The 16,551-nt window shown below is 63.6% G+C and carries 17 protein-coding genes; 15 read left to right on the top strand and 2 right to left on the bottom strand.

Annotated elements, in window-relative coordinates:
• The first annotated feature begins 20 nt into the window (after nucleotides 1-20).
• The 7 genes from AC1U7K_RS12555 (at nucleotide 21) to AC1U7K_RS12585 (ending at nucleotide 5,941) form a co-directional block, all read left to right on the top strand.
• The gene (locus AC1U7K_RS12555) at nucleotides 21-635 is read left to right on the top strand and encodes a c-type cytochrome (RefSeq protein ID WP_480251718.1); all 615 of its coding nucleotides are present in this window, start codon (nucleotides 21-23) and stop codon (nucleotides 633-635) included.
• A gap of 27 nt (nucleotides 636-662) precedes the next feature.
• Nucleotides 663-983, top strand: coding sequence for a hypothetical protein (locus tag AC1U7K_RS12560; protein WP_480251719.1), 321 nt, complete (start codon nucleotides 663-665; stop codon nucleotides 981-983).
• Nucleotides 984-1,021: 38 nt separating this feature from the next.
• Entirely contained in the window at nucleotides 1,022-1,414 is a 393-nt protein-coding gene (locus tag AC1U7K_RS12565; protein WP_480251720.1) for a phage holin family protein, read from the top strand.
• Between the two features lie 36 nt (nucleotides 1,415-1,450).
• A complete protein-coding gene (locus AC1U7K_RS12570; RefSeq protein ID WP_480251721.1) occupies nucleotides 1,451-3,262 on the top strand; it encodes an ATP-binding protein in 1,812 nt (603 codons plus the stop codon).
• 137 nt (nucleotides 3,263-3,399) lie between these two features.
• Nucleotides 3,400-3,771: a hypothetical protein gene (locus AC1U7K_RS12575; RefSeq protein WP_480251722.1), complete on the top strand. Its 372-nt coding sequence runs from the start codon at nucleotides 3,400-3,402 to the stop codon at nucleotides 3,769-3,771.
• 140 nt (nucleotides 3,772-3,911) lie between these two features.
• Nucleotides 3,912-5,147, top strand: a complete 1,236-nt coding sequence (locus tag AC1U7K_RS12580; RefSeq protein ID WP_480251723.1) for an ornithine cyclodeaminase, nickel-pincer nucleotide-dependent — start codon at nucleotides 3,912-3,914, stop codon at nucleotides 5,145-5,147.
• Complete coding sequence (locus AC1U7K_RS12585) at nucleotides 5,144-5,941, top strand: dimethylarginine dimethylaminohydrolase family protein (protein WP_480251724.1); 798 nt, start codon at nucleotides 5,144-5,146, stop codon at nucleotides 5,939-5,941. Before AC1U7K_RS12580 ends, AC1U7K_RS12585 begins: the two co-directional genes overlap by 4 nt.
• 37 nt (nucleotides 5,942-5,978) lie before the next feature.
• On the opposite strand, the gene AC1U7K_RS12590 is transcribed toward AC1U7K_RS12585, so the two are convergent.
• Nucleotides 5,979-6,326 carry a zinc ribbon domain-containing protein gene (locus tag AC1U7K_RS12590; RefSeq protein ID WP_480251725.1) on the bottom strand — a complete coding sequence of 116 codons (348 nt, stop codon included), beginning with the start codon at nucleotides 6,324-6,326 and terminating at the stop codon, nucleotides 5,979-5,981.
• Between the two features lie 129 nt (nucleotides 6,327-6,455).
• Between AC1U7K_RS12590 and AC1U7K_RS12595 the strand changes: the two genes are divergently transcribed.
• Both AC1U7K_RS12595 and larB read left to right on the top strand, forming a co-directional pair.
• The gene (locus tag AC1U7K_RS12595) at nucleotides 6,456-7,469 is read left to right on the top strand and encodes an NAD(P)H-dependent glycerol-3-phosphate dehydrogenase (RefSeq protein WP_480251726.1); all 1,014 of its coding nucleotides are present in this window, start codon (nucleotides 6,456-6,458) and stop codon (nucleotides 7,467-7,469) included.
• Nucleotides 7,470-7,540: 71 nt separating this feature from the next.
• Complete coding sequence (gene larB, locus AC1U7K_RS12600) at nucleotides 7,541-8,296, top strand: nickel pincer cofactor biosynthesis protein LarB (RefSeq protein WP_480251727.1); 756 nt, start codon at nucleotides 7,541-7,543, stop codon at nucleotides 8,294-8,296.
• Between the two features lie 120 nt (nucleotides 8,297-8,416).
• On the opposite strand, the gene AC1U7K_RS12605 is transcribed toward larB, so the two are convergent.
• A complete protein-coding gene (locus AC1U7K_RS12605; RefSeq protein WP_480251729.1) occupies nucleotides 8,417-8,866 on the bottom strand; it encodes a hypothetical protein in 450 nt (149 codons plus the stop codon).
• 295 nt (nucleotides 8,867-9,161) lie between these two features.
• On the opposite strand from AC1U7K_RS12605, the gene larC reads away from it, so the two are divergent.
• The 6 genes from larC (at nucleotide 9,162) to AC1U7K_RS12635 (ending at nucleotide 16,412) form a co-directional block, all read left to right on the top strand.
• Complete coding sequence (gene larC, locus AC1U7K_RS12610; protein ID WP_480251730.1) at nucleotides 9,162-10,364, top strand: nickel pincer cofactor biosynthesis protein LarC; 1,203 nt, start codon at nucleotides 9,162-9,164, stop codon at nucleotides 10,362-10,364.
• Nucleotides 10,365-10,395: 31 nt separating this feature from the next.
• A complete protein-coding gene (locus AC1U7K_RS12615; protein WP_480251732.1) occupies nucleotides 10,396-11,394 on the top strand; it encodes a sodium:calcium antiporter in 999 nt (332 codons plus the stop codon).
• Nucleotides 11,384-12,541, top strand: coding sequence for a 4-hydroxythreonine-4-phosphate dehydrogenase PdxA (gene pdxA / locus AC1U7K_RS12620; RefSeq protein WP_480251733.1), 1,158 nt, complete (start codon nucleotides 11,384-11,386; stop codon nucleotides 12,539-12,541). Before AC1U7K_RS12615 ends, pdxA begins: the two co-directional genes overlap by 11 nt.
• Nucleotides 12,538-12,840, top strand: coding sequence for a hypothetical protein (locus AC1U7K_RS12625; RefSeq protein ID WP_480251734.1), 303 nt, complete (start codon nucleotides 12,538-12,540; stop codon nucleotides 12,838-12,840). The genes pdxA and AC1U7K_RS12625 overlap by 4 nt, the downstream gene beginning before the upstream one ends.
• Nucleotides 12,841-12,844: 4 nt before the next feature.
• On the top strand, nucleotides 12,845-13,642 hold the full coding sequence (rsmA, locus tag AC1U7K_RS12630) for a 16S rRNA (adenine(1518)-N(6)/adenine(1519)-N(6))-dimethyltransferase RsmA (protein ID WP_480251735.1): 798 nt from the start codon (nucleotides 12,845-12,847) through the stop codon (nucleotides 13,640-13,642).
• A 421-nt stretch (nucleotides 13,643-14,063) separates the two neighbouring features.
• Nucleotides 14,064-16,412, top strand: a complete 2,349-nt coding sequence (locus AC1U7K_RS12635) for a DNA translocase FtsK (RefSeq protein ID WP_480251737.1) — start codon at nucleotides 14,064-14,066, stop codon at nucleotides 16,410-16,412.
• The last annotated feature ends 139 nt before the right edge of the window (nucleotides 16,413-16,551 follow it).

A 16,551-nucleotide genomic window follows, 5' to 3' on the forward strand; every position in this document is an offset into this window, starting at 1 on the left:
GTGCGGCTGAGGGGCAAGCGATGCGAACCGGCCGAAAGATCATCTTGGCGCTCATCATCGTGGTCGCGCTTCCGATCCTCTGGCTTGGCTATCGGAGTTTCAGCACGGGATTCAGCGCGAAAGCCGAGCCCAACGCGCTGGAAGTGAGCCTCGCCCGCAATCTCCGCCGCCTCGCCATTCCGGCTTCTCAGCGTGAGATGTCGAATCCCGTGCCCGCGACGCCGGCGGAGCTGGCCCGCGCGCGGTCGCATTTCGCCGACCACTGCGCGACGTGCCATGGAAACGACGGAAGCGGCGACACGGTGATCGGCCGGAACGTGTACCCGAAGGCGCCCGATCTGCGAAAGGAAGAAACGCAGTCGCTGACCGACGGCGAGCTGTTTTTCATCATCCACAACGGCATTCGCTTCACGGCCATGCCGGCCTGGGGGTCGGGGCCGCCCGAGCAAGACAAGGACAGCTGGGGGTTGGTGCATTTCATCCGGCACCTCCCGAAGCTGACCCGCGAGGAGCAGGAGGAAATGCGCCGGCTCAATCCGATGACGCCAAGCGAACGCACCCGAGAAGAGGAATTTCAGAAGTTCCTGCGCGGCGAGGCGGCCGAGCCGCCAGCGGCCCCCGAGCATCACCACTGAGCACAAAGACAGGAAAGGACTGTGGCTATGAAATTGCGCGATGTAAGTCTGGCAGTAATGCTGGCCGCCCTCGCGTCGACCCCGACCTGGGCGCATGAAAACAGTCATTTTGTCACGGGCACGGTGACGGCCGCCGAGATCGATCGGCTGGTGATCAAGGCAAGCGACGGGAAGACGGTATCGCTGTCGCTCACCCCCGAGACGCGGTATCGCCCGAGCGGTGAGAAGACCGGTTCGACGCCGAAGATCGGGGACCGTGTCGTCGTGCAGTTCTCGGACAATGAGGGCAACGGACTTCAAGCGAATGAAGTCCGCTTTTCCACGGTCTCGCCCAAAGGCACGCCGTAGCCGCGGGCAGCAATGGACCTAACGGGGCGAGATGACCGATGAGAGGACTGCTTATTCGGTTCGCCGTCACCGCGACGGCGGTGTTTTTGGCCGGCTACATCGTGCCCGGCATCCACGTGGAGACGCTTGGTGCGGGACTGGCCGCCGCGCTCGTGCTCGCCCTTCTCAATGCCATCGTCCGGCCGGTCCTGTATGTGCTATCCCTGCCCGTGATCATCCTGACGCTCGGCCTGTTCATGGTCATGATCAACGCGCTGCTGCTCGAGCTCGTCGCATGGCTCGTGAAAGGATTCCAGATCGACGGACTCTGGCCCGCGCTGCTCGGCGCCGTACTCATCAGCATCGTGAGCAGCGTGTTGAATCTGTGGGTCTCGGAGCACGGCCGCTGGGAAGTCGCGTACGAACGTCGGCCGCCCCGGATCGTCAATTGATCTGCTCGTCATCCCACTGCTAGAATGTCGGCCGGTATGGCTACGCCGACGCCCGCGGAGACCGCCGTCACTTCGAAACAGACCACGCTCCAGCGCACGCTGACCTCCGCGCTGAATGAACTCGGGCTCGATCCCGCGCTGGTGGCCGTCCAGACAGCGGAAACCGGCCCTTTCATCCCGCAAGTCGTCCGAGGGTTCACGCCGCGCGACACCCAAGCGATTCTCCGCGCCCTCTCTAGCGAAGACCTGCGAGACGCAGCTCCCGCCCACCCGACGGGAGCCGGTGAGGCGGGCGAGGCGGGAGACCGGGTCCTCCGGCTGAAGATGATTACACCGGCGGCGAGGACGCTGCTCGGCGTACCGCTGCGCTATCGCCAGCGGACCTACGGCGTCGTGGTCGTGGGACGGAAGGAATCGACGGCGTTTTCGAAGAAGGAAAAGGCGACCCTCGATTCCGTTGGCGCCGAGATTACGAAGGCCCTGGAACGTGCGTCGTTGTTCGATCAGACCGTCATTTGGACCCGCTCGCTGGTCACCAACGAACCGACCGCCGCACAGCCGATCGAATCGCTCTCAGCCCCTCGCTCCTTTGCGACTCCCGCGACCCAAGAACGCGCCACCGCCCTGCTGCACGAGGCGGGTGAGGCACTGCCTTTCGATCGCGCGTGGATCACCGGGTACGACCCGATTGCGGGGGTCGTCGAAGTGCTCGGGATTTCCGGCGAGATCAAGGGCGACAAGAAGGACTTGAAACCCGGGCAGCGGCTCGCGCTCGAGTCCAGCGCGTCGGGATGGACGGTTCGCCACCGAAAGCCGCGCGTGGATCACGATTTGGCGAGCACCCAGGGACGGTTCCAAGATCACAAGCACCTCTACAAGGATGGGTACCTGTCGGCGATGGTCACGCCGTTCTTCGTCCGCGGCCAAGTCGGCGGCACGATGACGTTCGCGTCAAAAACACCGATGCAGTACAACGTGAGCGACGTGCGCACCTTGGAGCCCTTTCTCGCGAAAGCGGCGGAATTGATCCAATCGCCCGTCGCCCCCGCCCCACCGGTTCAGGCGGGCCAGAGCGATGCGCCACAAGCCTCCCTCGCACCCGTCCCCAGCGAGCCGCTGATTCGAAAGCAGGAGCGCCAGGCCGCTCTCGGCGAGTTCAGCGCCTTTCTCGCCACCGAAATCCGCGAGCCGGTGGCGTCGATTCGAGCGCAACTCGAAGAGGTGACGGCGCCCGGCGTTCTTGATTTCGATTCCCAGACCCGGGTCGAGAACGCGATGCGTGACCTGATTCGGATCGAGGCCATTCTCCATGAGATCCTGGACTTCGCGAAACCGCTCGAACTGAACCGCCGCATTCACCGGATCACCGAGATCATCGAGAATGCCCTCACCGTGGTGGCCACCGATCTCGAAGTCAATCGCATCGTCGTCACGAAGGAGTATCCCGGGTTCCTCAACCCTGTCCGCTGCGATGACGCCAAGATGCAGCAGGTGTTCTTGAGCATTTTCAAGAACGCGCTGGAGGCGATGGCGCCGGGCGGGCATCTGACGATCGAAGTGACCCAACCGCGGGCAAGCCGGCAGGTGCAGATTACGATCAAGAACGATGGGGTCCCGATCCCGACGGAGCATGTCGGCAAGGTCTTTGAGCCATTCTTCACCACGAAACGGGCCGGGACCGGCCTCGGCTTGGCGACGGTGAAAAAAATCGTCGAAGAGCATCAAGGCCATATCTCGATCGCCAGCGGCCCGGGTCAAGGGACGGCGGTCATCATTCGCTTGCCGGCACAGCAACGGCCGCCCTATCGCGGCCGCGGGCGGGGACGCCGTCCACAGCGAAGGCGTTGAGCGGACGGCAGTTTCCCGCCTCTGCTCATCTTGACAGCCATACGGGGGGCAGTTAAGATGGCGCCGGCCTTACTATTTTATAGATTCGGCTCGGTTCGGATGATCCGCATTCACCATTCTTCTCAAAGGAGTGTGCTATGAAGACCTTGTTGAGCCTGGCAGGAGGAATCGGCATCATGGTCTCGGCTTCTTTCGTCTTTGCCAATCCGGCGTTGCTGCCGAAACACCCCGGCTACCCGGGCGCAAACGCACAAAGCCCGGTGACCGGTCAATCCACCTCGAACGACCCCGGCCAGACGAACATGAGCGGCGAGAAGGCGCTGCTCGAAGCGGCGGAGAAGTCGGGCGCCCACACCATGCAGCAATTGCGTCCGGAGACCGGCCGTGATGCGATCGTCAACGAAAACGGCGCGGGCCGCGTGCCGAAGCATCCCGGCTACTATGATTACAAGATCGAGCCGCCGGTCAATTCCGCCACCAAGATCACGGGCGAGCGAACGATCAACTAATCGTCCTCCGCCGAGTCTTTACGAAAGGGAGAAGCTTCGGCTTCTCCCTTTTTGTTTTCCAGCCGTTCTCTTTTCGTCTCCCGCCCTTCGGCAGCGCCCACCGCACGGTGGTATCATAGGACAGCTTCGTCGAGGGCGTGATGCAGACCGCGCACGAAACCGTTCTCCTCCAAGGCCACATCATCGATTCTCTGATCCTGGCAAAGGTGCTCGACACCATTGTCATGATGGGCGGGACCTTCGACCTGCACGATGTGCACATTGGCGCAACCAGGGACCGGCCGTCGCGCGCGAAAATTACGGTGAGAGCGGCCACCCCGGCCTTGCTGCACGACATCCTCAATGCCATTCAGCCGCACGGCGCGACGCTCGAACGCGAGCGCGATTGCACGTACGAGCCCGCCCCGGCCGACGGCATCCTTCCCGACATGTTTTACGCCACGACGCATCTCCCCACTCAGGTCCGGATCAAGGGCGAGTGGATCGACGTTGACGGCATCGAGATGGACGTGGCGATTCGCGTGCACCCCGACCGTCCTGTCGCCCAAGCCGTCCCAATGGCAAACGTGCGGGCCGGCGATCTGATCGTGACCGGCCGTGACGGGATTCGGGTGCAGCCGCTGGAGCGCCCTCAAGAGCGCGACGTGTTCGGCTTCATGGAGGCGCAGATCTCCTCGGAACGCCCGCACGGCCATATCATTCGGGACGTCGCGCGGCGGATGCGGCAGCTCGCCGAGTCACCGAGGGAGCGGGGAACTGTGCTGCTTGCGGGCGGGCCCGCGATCATCCATTCGGGCGGTCGCGATGCGCTGACCTGGCTGATTGACTCGGGCTACATCCAGGTCCTCTTTTGCGGGAACGCGCTTGCCGCGCACGACCTGGAAGCGGCGCTCTTCGGGACCTCGTTGGGCTACGCGCTCACGGCCGGACGGGCGGTGCCGCACGGCCACGAGCACCATTTGCGGACGATCAACCGGATTCGCGCAATCGGCAGCATCGAACGCGCCGTGGAGAGTGGGCTTGTGACGGAAGGGATCATGGCGGCATGCGTGCGCCGGCGCGTGCATGTCGTCCTGGCCGGGACGATCCGCGACGACGGCCCGCTCCCGGGCGTGATCACCGATTCGGTCCAGGCACAAGCGGCGATGCGGGCGTCGCTGCGTGACGTCAAGCTCGCCCTGCTCGTCGCGTCCACGCTCCATTCGATCGCCACAGGGAATTTACTGCCGGCTACGATTCCGACGGTCTGTGTCGACATCAATCCCGCCGTGCCGACGAAGCTCACCGACCGTGGCAGCTTTCAGGCCGCCGGGCTGATCATGGATGCCGCCTCCTTCTTGCGCGAGCTGGCCAGGGAGTTGGGGTGGAAACCATGAGTCGACTTCTGGTGTGCCCGCCGGATTATTTCGGGATTGAGTACGAGATTAATCCGTGGATGCGCGTGTCGAATACGGCCGACCGCGACCGCGCGCGCCGGCAGTGGGCGGGATTGGCGCACGAATTGGAGCACGTGATCGGGGCGCAGCTCGAGCGGATGACGCCGGTCCCCGGCCTTCCCGACATGGTGTTCACGGCGAATGCGGGGGTCGTCCAGGGACAACGCGCCGTTCCCAGTCGGTTCCGCCATCCGGAACGCCAACGGGAGGAACGGCATTTCGAGCAATGGTTCCGCGAGCACGGGTACGAGGTGAGTCTGTTGGAGAAAGGCGTCTTCTTCGAAGGCGCCGGCGATCTGTTGGGGTTTTCCGATGTCTGGTTCGGCGGCTATCGACAGCGGAGCGACATCCGCGCGTACACGCCCTTGAGCGAAATCTTCCAGCGCGAGATCATCCCCGTCGAGCTGATCGATGCGCGCTTCTACCATCTCGACACGTGCTTCTGCCCCCTGAGCGGCGGGGAACTCCTCTTCTATCCCCCGGCCTTCGATCCCTACGCGCAAACGGTGATCTCGGAGCGCATCGCCAAGGATCGGCAGATTATCGTGCCGGAGCACGAGGCGCTAGAGTTCGCCTGTAACGCCGTGTGCGTCGGCCGGCACGTCGTGCTGCCGCTCGGCTGTCCGGATACCGAGCAGCGGCTTCGGGAACGCGGCTACACGCCTCATCCGCTTCCGCTCGACGAGTTCAAGAAAGCCGGGGGCTCCGCCAAATGCCTCACATTGGCGCTGTGATGGCGTTCATCGTCCAGAGACTCTTGTCGGTTCACGATCAACGTCCTTTTCCCCGAAACAGCCACGAGAAATAGAGGCCGGCGACCGCGATCGTCGTCACCTCCACCGTCAAGAGCAGCCGGCTCACGATGCCGGCACCTCCGCGCGCGCTGCTCGGCGCATCGAGGATGAAGTGAAATCCTAGAAACTCGGCCGGCTCACCGGCCGGGCTTTCCCAGGGTGGAACGAGAAGCGCCGCGATGAGCACCGCGACCATGACGTAGAGAATCGGAAGGTTCAAATCTTCGCCGGCATGGCCGTCCGACCGACCCCTCAGCGCCGCGCCACAGTGATTGCAGAAGCGCGCTTCTGGTTCCATTCGGTGTCCGCACGACGGACACTGCATGAGCGACTCCCTTCCGCCATCGTACGCCGTTGACGATGGAAAGACGAGCGGCCAGGGTGACGGCTCTCGCTCGTTTTGACAGCTTCGCGTGACGACTCCTATAATTCGACGCTTCGTACCTGGCTTGGAATGAATCACACACCACAGCGCGTATCAGTGATCGGCGCGGGAGCGTGGGGCACGACACTCGCCCGCCATCTGGCGCTCACCGGTGCATCCGTCCGACTTTGGGCATACGAGCAGGACGTCGTCGACACGATTCGGAACGAGCGGGAAAACACGCTTTTCCTTCCGGGCATTCCGCTTCCGCCCTCGCTGACCGCAACGGTGTCATTGTCCGAAGCCGTGGCCGATTCCGTCTTCACCATCTTTGCCGTGCCTTCCCATGCCGCCAGGGCGGTCTTGCAACGAATGGTGACATCGATCCCACCGCAGCACCCGATCATCATCGCGACAAAGGGCATCGAGGAGGACAGCCTGAAGCTGATGACACAGGTCATGGAAGAGGTCCTGCCGAACACGCTGCACGCCGGATTAACGGTGCTGTCCGGACCGAGCTTCGCATTGGAGGTCTGTCGCGGCACACCGACTGCGACGGTACTGGCAGGCAAGGCGCTGGAAACCGTCCGGCACCTGCAATACGCCCTGCTCACGCCGCTGTTTCGCGTCTATGCCGGTTCAGATCTCATCGGCGTGCAATTGGGTGGGGCATTGAAAAACGTCATGGCGATCGCGGCCGGCGTCGTCGATGGCTTGCAACTTGGCCACAATGCACGCGCCGCCCTCATCACACGCGGTCTCGCCGAAATGGTGCGCCTCGGCGTGGCGATGGGGGCGGACCCGCGGACCTTCTATGGGCTCTCGGGCGTCGGAGACCTTGTGCTCACGTGCACCGGGCCGTTGAGCCGCAACTATACGGTCGGGCTGCGGTTGGGTCAGGGACACAAACTCGCCGACATTCTGAAGGACAGCCACGCCGTGGCCGAAGGCGTCAGGACGTCGCGTGCGGCGGCCGGCCTCGCCTCTCGGTTCAACGTCGAGATGCCGATTGTGCGGGAAGTGTCTGGGGTGCTCTTCGAAGGGACGTCACCGCGGCAAGCCGTGACCCATCTGATGGAACGGGCGGCGAAGGAGGAAGGATGATGCATGTTCGAGGTTCCGAAGTTCGAGGTTGTCAGATCCGGAACGGCATGAAGTGAACGGCGGCCTTCGCGATGCATCAATCCACGCTCCAAAAGCTGTTGACGGCGCTACAGGAAGGGAAGGTTTCGGTCGACGCCGTCATCGAGCGCTTGCGGTCCCTGCCATTCGAAGACCTCGGGTTCGCCGCCGTCGATCATCACCGTGCCATTCGGCAAGGCTTCCCGGAAGTCATCTTCTGTGAGGGCAAGACGCCGCAACAAATTACCGGCATCGCCCGTCGCCTCCTGCACGCTCACCCGACGCTCTTGGCCACGCGCGTCACGCCGGAAGCCGCCCGAGCGTTGGAGAAGTTGGACCGGCGTGCGGTGTACCACGAATCGGCCCGCGTGGTCGCCATCCAAAAGCGCAGCCAGGCCTTGCACGGCGATATTCTTATCGTCTCGGCGGGCACGTCGGATATTCCGGTGGCCGAAGAAGCGCGCATAACGGCCGAGGTGATGGGAAGCTGTGTCGAGACGATCTACGATGTCGGCGTCGCCGGCATCCATCGTGTCTTCAGTCGACACGAACGGCTGCTGAAGGCCCGTGTCGTAATCGTGGTCGCCGGCATGGATGGCGCGCTGCCCAGCGTCATCGGGGGCTTGGTCGATTGCCCCGTGATCGCGGTACCGACGAGCCGCGGCTATGGCGCAAGTTTCGGCGGTCTCGCCGCCCTGCTCACGATGCTCAATTCCTGCGCCGCGGGGGTGGGGGTGATGAACATCGATAACGGCTTCGGCGCCGCCTGCCTGGCGCATCGAATCAACATGCTGGGGGAGAAGCCGTGAATCGTGATGTCCGTTGCGTCCGTTTGGTCCGTTGGATCCGCTCAGTCGGTTGGGATCGTTGCCCTCTGTTAATCCGCTAACGGACTGAACGGACCTAACGGAATTAACGGTTAACGTTCCTTACTTCACCATCACCGTGCCGCGCTTCGGCCATGAGACCATATGGGTGCGCGGGCCGTTCTCGCCGACGGTCAACAATTTTGCGCGAATCTCGTAGCTGTACTCACCGCCGTGCGCTACCTCCTTCGCCTGATCGAGGCCATCCCAACTCAGCGTGACCTCGATGCGCGACTTCCGTTCGGTGGCCGCCGGTGTGGCGGTCATCCCCTCGCCCGCCTCCGCGACCGGCTGGCGGCTGCTCAGAAATCGCATGGAGCGCATCGATGGTGAGCTGATGAGGGATGAGACCTCGAGCAGTGCACCGAGATCGATCTCCTTTGGTAATTCAATTTGAATCATAAAATCCAATGTGCCGCTTCCAGCCGTATACGGATTGGGCGTGAGGACGACGGAGAGGATGCGAAGCTCGGGGGGGATGATCGGACGCGCCTTTCGTTTCGCCGCAAACACCGCGGATGCCGAGGAGAGAGCAAGAATGACGCAGAGACCGATGATCGTCAGAGAGTGGGCTGATGCGGCGCGACGAGGATTGTGTGGTCGTATGAGCCGCTGTATGTCGGTAAGGGATCGGGAGAGCCGTACGCGGTGGTGCATGCGGTGAGCCGACTGAAAACCCCCAAAAGCCGGTTGTGGATAGCACAGCACACGGGTGGTGTCAATGACGAGGCAGTGCGGCGAAGACGCTTTTGGTCCGCCGCGGCGTTTGTTAAGATGAGCCCCCGTTTACGGTAGACGGCATCCGACTATGTCGCACCTGCACTTCGATTGCTTCTCGGGCATCAGCGGCGATATGACGCTGGGCGCGCTCGTGGACGCCGGGCTGTCATTGAAGGAGCTGACGCGCGCGCTCAAAGCGGTTCCGGCCGGCGGGTATCGCCTGCAATCGCGACAGGTGACGCGAGCCGGTCTCCACGCCACGAAAGTCGATGTGCTGATCGAAACAGGCTTTGACCGACCTCTCTCGCTTCGGCGCATTCACCGCCTGATCAAGGTCAGCCGCCTGCCGCCGCCAGTCAAGGATCAGAGCGTGTCCGTCTTCGAGCGACTGGCCGAGGCGGAAGGCATCGCGCATCGCGTCAAGACCGACGACGTGACGTTTCATGAGGTGGGCGTGATCGACTCGTTGATCGATGTGATCGGCTCGCTCTTGGGCTGCCACTTACTCGGCGTGACGCGCGTCACCGCCTCGGCCGTCAACCTCGGGAGCGGATTCGTCGAGACCGCGCATGGCCGATTGCCGGCTCCCGGCCCGGCCGTGGCGGCGCTTGCACGCGGCATCCCGGTCTATAGCGCCGGGCCGACGCGCGAGTTGACGACCCCGACCGGGCTCGCGTTGCTCCGGACCCTGACCGAGGAGTTTGGTCCCATGCCGCTCATGAGGCCGGCCCGCGTCGGCCATGGCGCCGGCACCGCCGATCCCAGCGGGTGGCCGAACGCCTTGCGAATCTTCCTCGATGAATCGCCGTCGCTCATCTCGGCGACGAGGGATACGATCGTGGTTCTCGAAACCAACCTCGACGACGTCAACCCACAGACGTATGAGACGACGGTCGAGCGGATGTTTGCCGCGGGCGCCGTCGATGTGCTGCTCACGCCCGTGATTATGAAACGAGGCAGACCGGCGATTCTGCTGACAGCACTTGCGTCGCCCGCCAAAGTGGAAGCAATCGTGGCGGTGATCTTAAAGGAGACGAGCACGCTCGGCGTGCGCGTACAAGAGATGACGCGGTACGTCGTCCCCCGCCGGATGGAAGCGATTTCCGTACGCGGCGCGGTGGTTCACATGAAGATCGCCGACCTCGGGAACGGCCGTACAAAGGCGGCGCCCGAGTATCAGGATTGTAAACGGATCGCGGAGCAGACGGGCACGCCGGTCCGGGAGATCATGGAGGAAGCGCTGCTGCGGTGGCGGCGAACCGCGGCCGTCAAACGAAAGGGGAAGGCCTAATGCCGTTGCGTGCCGCCGCTCGTTCCTCATCATGACGATTCTACTGTACGTCCTGCTCTTCTTCGCATCCGTCGTCGTCACCCTCGGCGGGTGCGCGCTCTTTACCAACGGCATCGAGTGGCTGGGGAAGCGGCTGAAGGTCCCCGAAGGGGCGGTCGGGAGCGTCTTTGCCGCCGTGGGGACGACACTTCCCGAGACGTCGATCCCGATTATTGCGATCTTCTTCGGGACCGGGGAGGAACGCACCGCCGTCGGACTCGGGGCCATCCTCGGTGCCCCGTTCATGCTCAGCACGCTCGTGCTCCCGATCCTCGCCGTTCTGCTCGTGCTGTACGCACGGCTCGGGAAACGCCACGCCGCCTTCAAAGTGAACTATCGCGAGGTGCGGGTTGATCTGCAATTCTTCTTGATCGCCTATGGACTCGCCATGGCGTGCGTGTTCATCCAGGTGACGCTCGTGCGCTATGCCGTCGCCGCGATGCTGATCCTCATGTACGGTGTGTACATGAAGACCAAATTTGCGGCCGACCACGACGACGACGTGGTGCTGGAGCCGCTCTACCTCGCCAGAAAGGCCCAGCGGCCATCGTATCTCTTGATCGGCATCCAGGGCGCCATTGGGCTGATCGGACTGGCCGGTGGCGCTCATTTGTTCGTCACGGCCGCGAAAGCGCTGGCCACGGAGCTGAACGTGTCGCCCTTGCTGCTCGCGCTCTTGATCGCGCCGCTGGCCACGGAACTGCCGGAGATGTCCAATAGCTTCTTGTGGCTCTATCAGAAGAAGGACACGCTTGCGGTCGGGAACGTCACCGGCGCCATGGTCTTCCAAGGCACCTTTCCCGTCTCGGTCGGCTTGATCGGCACCAACTGGGATCTGGGCCCGACGGCGCTCGGCGCCATGGGGCTGGCCTTGCTGGCCGTCGGCCTGAGCTTCGCTCAGCTTCTCTGGGGTGGCCACTGGCGGCCATGGCTGATCGCCGGAAGCGCGGCTCTCTACGTGGCCTTCACTGTGTACGTGTATGCGGCGTAAAGATCAGACCAAGACGGGCACCCGACGATTCGGGACGCGCTCCGCAAGACACGGCCGGCTCACCATCTCGCCGGCGCGCCCAAACGTGGCCTCACTTATTCGTGACGCCGGGCGCCTCAGCACTCAGCACGCAGCACTCAGCACTGATCGTCCTATCCTTGGCATCACGATGGGGGATCCGGCGGGGATCGGCCCGGAGGTCATTGCGAAGGCTGTCACCGAGGGCCGAATCACGACCATGTGCCGGCCGATCGTCATCGGCTCCCGCCCGGTAATGGACACGACGATCCGATCGCTACGCCTGTCGATCAAGACCGTCCCCGTCGCAGGACATGGTCTTGTGGTTCGCCGAGGCGAATTGCCGGTCCTGGACCCGCTCGAACGGCCGCTTGGGAGGTTTCACCTGGGAACCGTCTCGGCCAACACCGGCGCGGCCTCCGTCGCCTTCATCTTAAAAGCGGTACAGCTTGCGGAAAGCGGCTGTGTGGATGCGATCGTCACCGGCCCGATCAACAAGGAAGCCATTCACCTCGCCGGTTATCACTATCCCGGACACACGGAACTGCTCGCGGACGTGACGAAGAGCAAGGAGGCCGGGATGATGATCGTCGGTGGACCGCTCAAGATCATGTTCGTCACGACCCACGTCGCGATCCGTGACCTGCCTCCCATGCTCACGACCGCCCGCGTGCTTCGCGCGATTCGGCTCGCCGAGCGTGGCATGAGAGAATATTTTCGCATCAAGCGGCCCCGGATCGGTGTCGCGGCACTCAATCCGCACGCCGGGGAAGGGGGCTTGTTCGGCACGGAAGAGCAACGCATGATTGCGCCAGCCTGCCGCCGTGCAAGACGACTCGGGATTACCGCGACCGATCCCATGCCGGCCGATACGCTCTTTGGCAAGGCGGTACGAGGCGAGTTTGACGCGGTCGTCGCCATGTTTCACGATCAAGGCCTGATCCCGCTCAAGACCGTCGCCTTCGGCACCTGCGTGAACGTGACCATCGGCTTGCCCATCATTCGCACCTCGGTCGATCATGGGACAGCCTTCGACATCGTGGGGAAGGGCATCGCCGATCATGGAAGCCTCGTCCACGCTATCAGCCTCGCTGCACAACTCGCCAAAGGGAGGAGGACGACGGCATGAATGACGGATCGTCCGCGCTGGCTCTCCTGGAGCGCCAGATTCAGGAACTCGACAAGATTTATCGGCAGGCCGCGCAAGACCTCAACACCGTGCGCGGACATGAACGGTTGAAAGCCTGGAAGAGCAGCACCGTCTCCTTGTTGGCGACCCACCTCGGCGAAGCGGAAGCGCGCAAGTTTACCGCACTCGCCCCCGGCCCGTCGTTTACCAACGACCTCCTCGAAGAATTGAGCGACGCGATCGAGCCGTACCGCAATTTTCTAGTCGCGCTGGCCGCCAAGCTGAAGAAAGCGCCCTGAGGGCATGAGTCCCACTGCCCCTCCGCCGCGGACGCATCTCGGGCAGCACTTTCTCACCGATCCCAACATCGTGCGGAAGATTGTTGCCGTGGCGGCGATTCGGCCGGACGAAACCGTGCTGGAGATCGGACCCGGCCGCGGCATCCTGACGGCCGCGCTGTGCGACGCGGCGGCTCGCGTGATCGCCGTCGAACTGGACGCCCGGCTTGCCGACTACGTACGGCAGACACTCGGTCATCGTTCCAATCTCGAGATCCGGCAAGGCGACGCGCTTGCCTTTGACTATGACTTCCTGCCCGTCGGGACGGTCGTCGTCGCCAATCTGCCGTACTACATTTCGACTCCGCTCCTCTTCGCACTGTTTGAGGCGCGGCATCGGATCGACCGCATGGTCGTGATGCTGCAAACGGAAGTCGCGCGCCGGCTCGTCGCGACCCCGGGGAGCAAGGAGTACGGTATCCTGTCCGTGCTTTGCCACTTCTGGACCATCCCGACGATCGCCTTTCAGGTTTCCAGGAACTGCTTTCATCCCAAGCCGGACGTCGAATCAGCCGTCATGGCACTCGCCGTCCGCCCGGAGCCTCCGGTCGAAGTCCATGATGAGTCCCATTTCGTCCGCGTCGTCCGCGCCGCCTTCGCCCACCGCCGGAAAACCATCGCCAACTCCCTCCGCACGGAAGGCTTCCCAGCAGATGCCGTCACCGCCGCCCTTGCACAAGCCCACATCATCCCAACCCGCCGCGCCGAGACGCTCTCCCTCGAAGAGTTCGCCGGGCTCGCAAACGGACTAAGACAGTGCTGAGTGCGTTCTTTCTTCTATCTCTCTCCCTCCTCCAGAAGTGATCTTTTATCAAATGAGGTCGGGAGGGACCGGAGGTCGTCCGCACTGCGCGCACCTTCTCACCCGCCCGCCCCGGCGCGCCGGGACACGCCTTTCCCCGTGCGAGCACCTTTCCTACGTGCGTGTTTCGCGCGCACTCCTCTTTTTTCGTCTCTCCCTCCCCAACACAAGTGAATGCTTCCGTTACTGGAGGGGCGGGGCGACAGGCCGCCCCACCTGCGCGCGTCGAACGAGCACATTCTGATCGTGCGCGTTCCGCGAGCACAGGGCGGCCTATCGCCCTGCCCCTCCTCTCCCACTTTCTTTGAATTCAATTTCACTTGTGTTACCATCCCGCGCTATGGGTCTTTCCACCACGGCGAAGCGCGGTGACGCTCGCGGTGTGTCTCGCCAGTCTTCCCATCTGCAGCACGAAGTCCTCGGCGTCGTCCTCATCACGCTGAGCCTGCTCGTGCTCTTGAGCCTGCTCTCGTTTGCGCCGACCGATGTCTCCTTCTTCACAGCGGGACCGCCGCCCGGTCCGGGTCAACCGCACGCGACTCGGAACATGATCGGCACGGTGGGCGCTTCGATGGCGACGGGACTCTTTTGGCTGATCGGGGCTGCCGCCTATCTGCTGCCGGTCTTGCTCGCCGTGGTGGGAATCCGATCGTTCCTGCACGGTGCATTGGATGTCACCGTCCGCAGTGGTGTCGCTTCGGCGGCCGCGATTCTGTTCCTCAGCGGCCTGTTGGACCTCGAGGTCATCGGCGTCCCGACGTTCTCCGGCGGCTTCATTTATAAGGGCCTGGCAGGCGGCGTCTTCGGCGAGTTGCTCGCCGGCATCCTTCGCGATTACTTTGCGAACACGGGCGCGCATATCCTGATCTTGGGTGGATTGATCGTCTCGTTGCTGTTCGCCACGCCCGTCTCGCTCAGCATGCTCGCTCGCCGTGTGCCTGAATGGTGGGTCTCGCTCTGCGAAACCGTCGCCGCCGTGTTACCGGAGAAGGTGGAGCAGCCGGGCACCCGGAAAAAGACACGGCCCAAGCCGGTCAAGATCAATCGAGCCGACAGCACGGCTGAGAACGACGCCCAGCCGGACGCGCCGCCGCTCCCAATGCCGACCATGCCGACGGTGAAGGCGGCAAGCAAAGCGGCCCCCAGCGATGAGGAATCAACCGACGTGCCGCTTGAAGTGCCGGTCCATGCGGCAGCCTCAGGCTATATTCTGCCCGACCCTCGCCGGCTGCTGAGTGACCTCCCCTCTGAAGCCGCGCGCATGACCGACGACGAGCTGAAGGCTCAAGCCGATGTCCTCAGCCGCGCCCTGCTGAGCTTCGGAATCGAGGGGAAGGTGACGGAGATCCATCCGGGCCCCGTCGTGACCATGTATGAGTTCGAGCCGGCCCCCGGCGTCAAGGTCGCGCGGATCGTGAACCTCAGTGACGACCTCGCGCTCGCGCTCAAGGCCGCTAGCCTCCGGATCGTCGCCCCGTTGCCGGGAAAGTCCGTCGTCGGAGTGGAAGTCCCGAATCGGCAACGCGAGACCGTCTCGTTAAAAGAAGTGATTTTGAGTGACGCCTATGCGCATTCGCGCTCCAAACTGACCTTGGCGCTGGGTAAAGATATCTTCGGCACGCCGGTGGTGGCCGACTTGAAGTCAATGCCGCATCTCTTGGTCGCGGGGGCCACCGGCGCCGGCAAGAGCGTCGGCCTCAATACGATGCTCCTCAGCCTCCTGTTCAAGGCAAAGCCCGACGAGGTCAAGCTGCTGCTGATCGATCCGAAGATGCTCGAGCTGCAAGCCTACGAAGGCGTCCCGCATTTGCTCCGCCCGGTGATCACCGACGCAAAATCGGCGAACCGCGGATTGGGTTGGGTCGTTCAGGAAATGGAGCGTCGCTACAAGTTGCTCGCCGATGCCGGCGTCCGCAACATCGACGGCTATAACCGGCGACTGGCCGACGCGCATGGAGCTCATGGTCCGCGGCATCCCGAGCAGACCGAACTGCCGATGGAGTTCGCGAGCGAGGAGGAGCGCCTGTCGGCCGGTGAGACGACGGAGGGCCAAGCTCGCCCCACCCCGCCCTCGCCGCTGCCGTACATCGTCGTGATGATCGACGAGTTGGCGGACCTGATGATGGTGGCGCCGAAGGAAGTCGAGGATAAGATCGCGCGGCTTGCGCAAATGGCGCGGGCGGCGGGCATTCATCTGGTCCTCGCCACGCAGCGGCCGTCGGTCGATGTGCTGACCGGCCTCATCAAGGCCAACTTTCCCGCCCGAATTTCGTTTCAGGTCTCCTCGAAGACCGACTCGCGCACGATTCTCGATGCCAACGGCGCCGAGGCCTTGCTCGGGCGTGGCGACATGCTGTATCTCGCCTCGGGCACCGGCCGGCTTGCGCGACTGCACGGGTCGTTCGTCCCCGATGAGGACGTGCGACAGGTCGTAGAGTTCGTGAAGAAGCAGGCGCTCCCCACGTACAACGAGGCGCTCCAAGCGATCCGCCAGGAAGAGGCCGCGGAGGAGCAAGCCAAGGACGAGCTCTATGAGCAGGCGAAGGATCTGGTGCTGACGTCCGGACAGGCGTCCGCTTCGCTGATCCAGCGCCGGCTGCGCGTCGGCTATCCGCGCGCGGCACGGATGATCGAACGCATGGAGGAGGAGGGGATCGTCAGCGCGGCCGGCCGCGACGGACGGCGCGAAGTGATCGGGCGGCGGGGGCCGGTGGGAGAGGCGGAAGGGTGAAGATGGATGGGACGAAGTTCTCCGCTCCCGCGCCTCCCCGAGCGACCCGCTCGGACTCGGGTGAGCGGAAGCCTTCGGAAATTCCCTCGCGGACTCGGTCAGTTTCCGCTTTCCTTCTCACCCGAGTCACGGCGGGGTC

This window comes from Nitrospira sp. Vd2, from assembly GCF_979581665.1.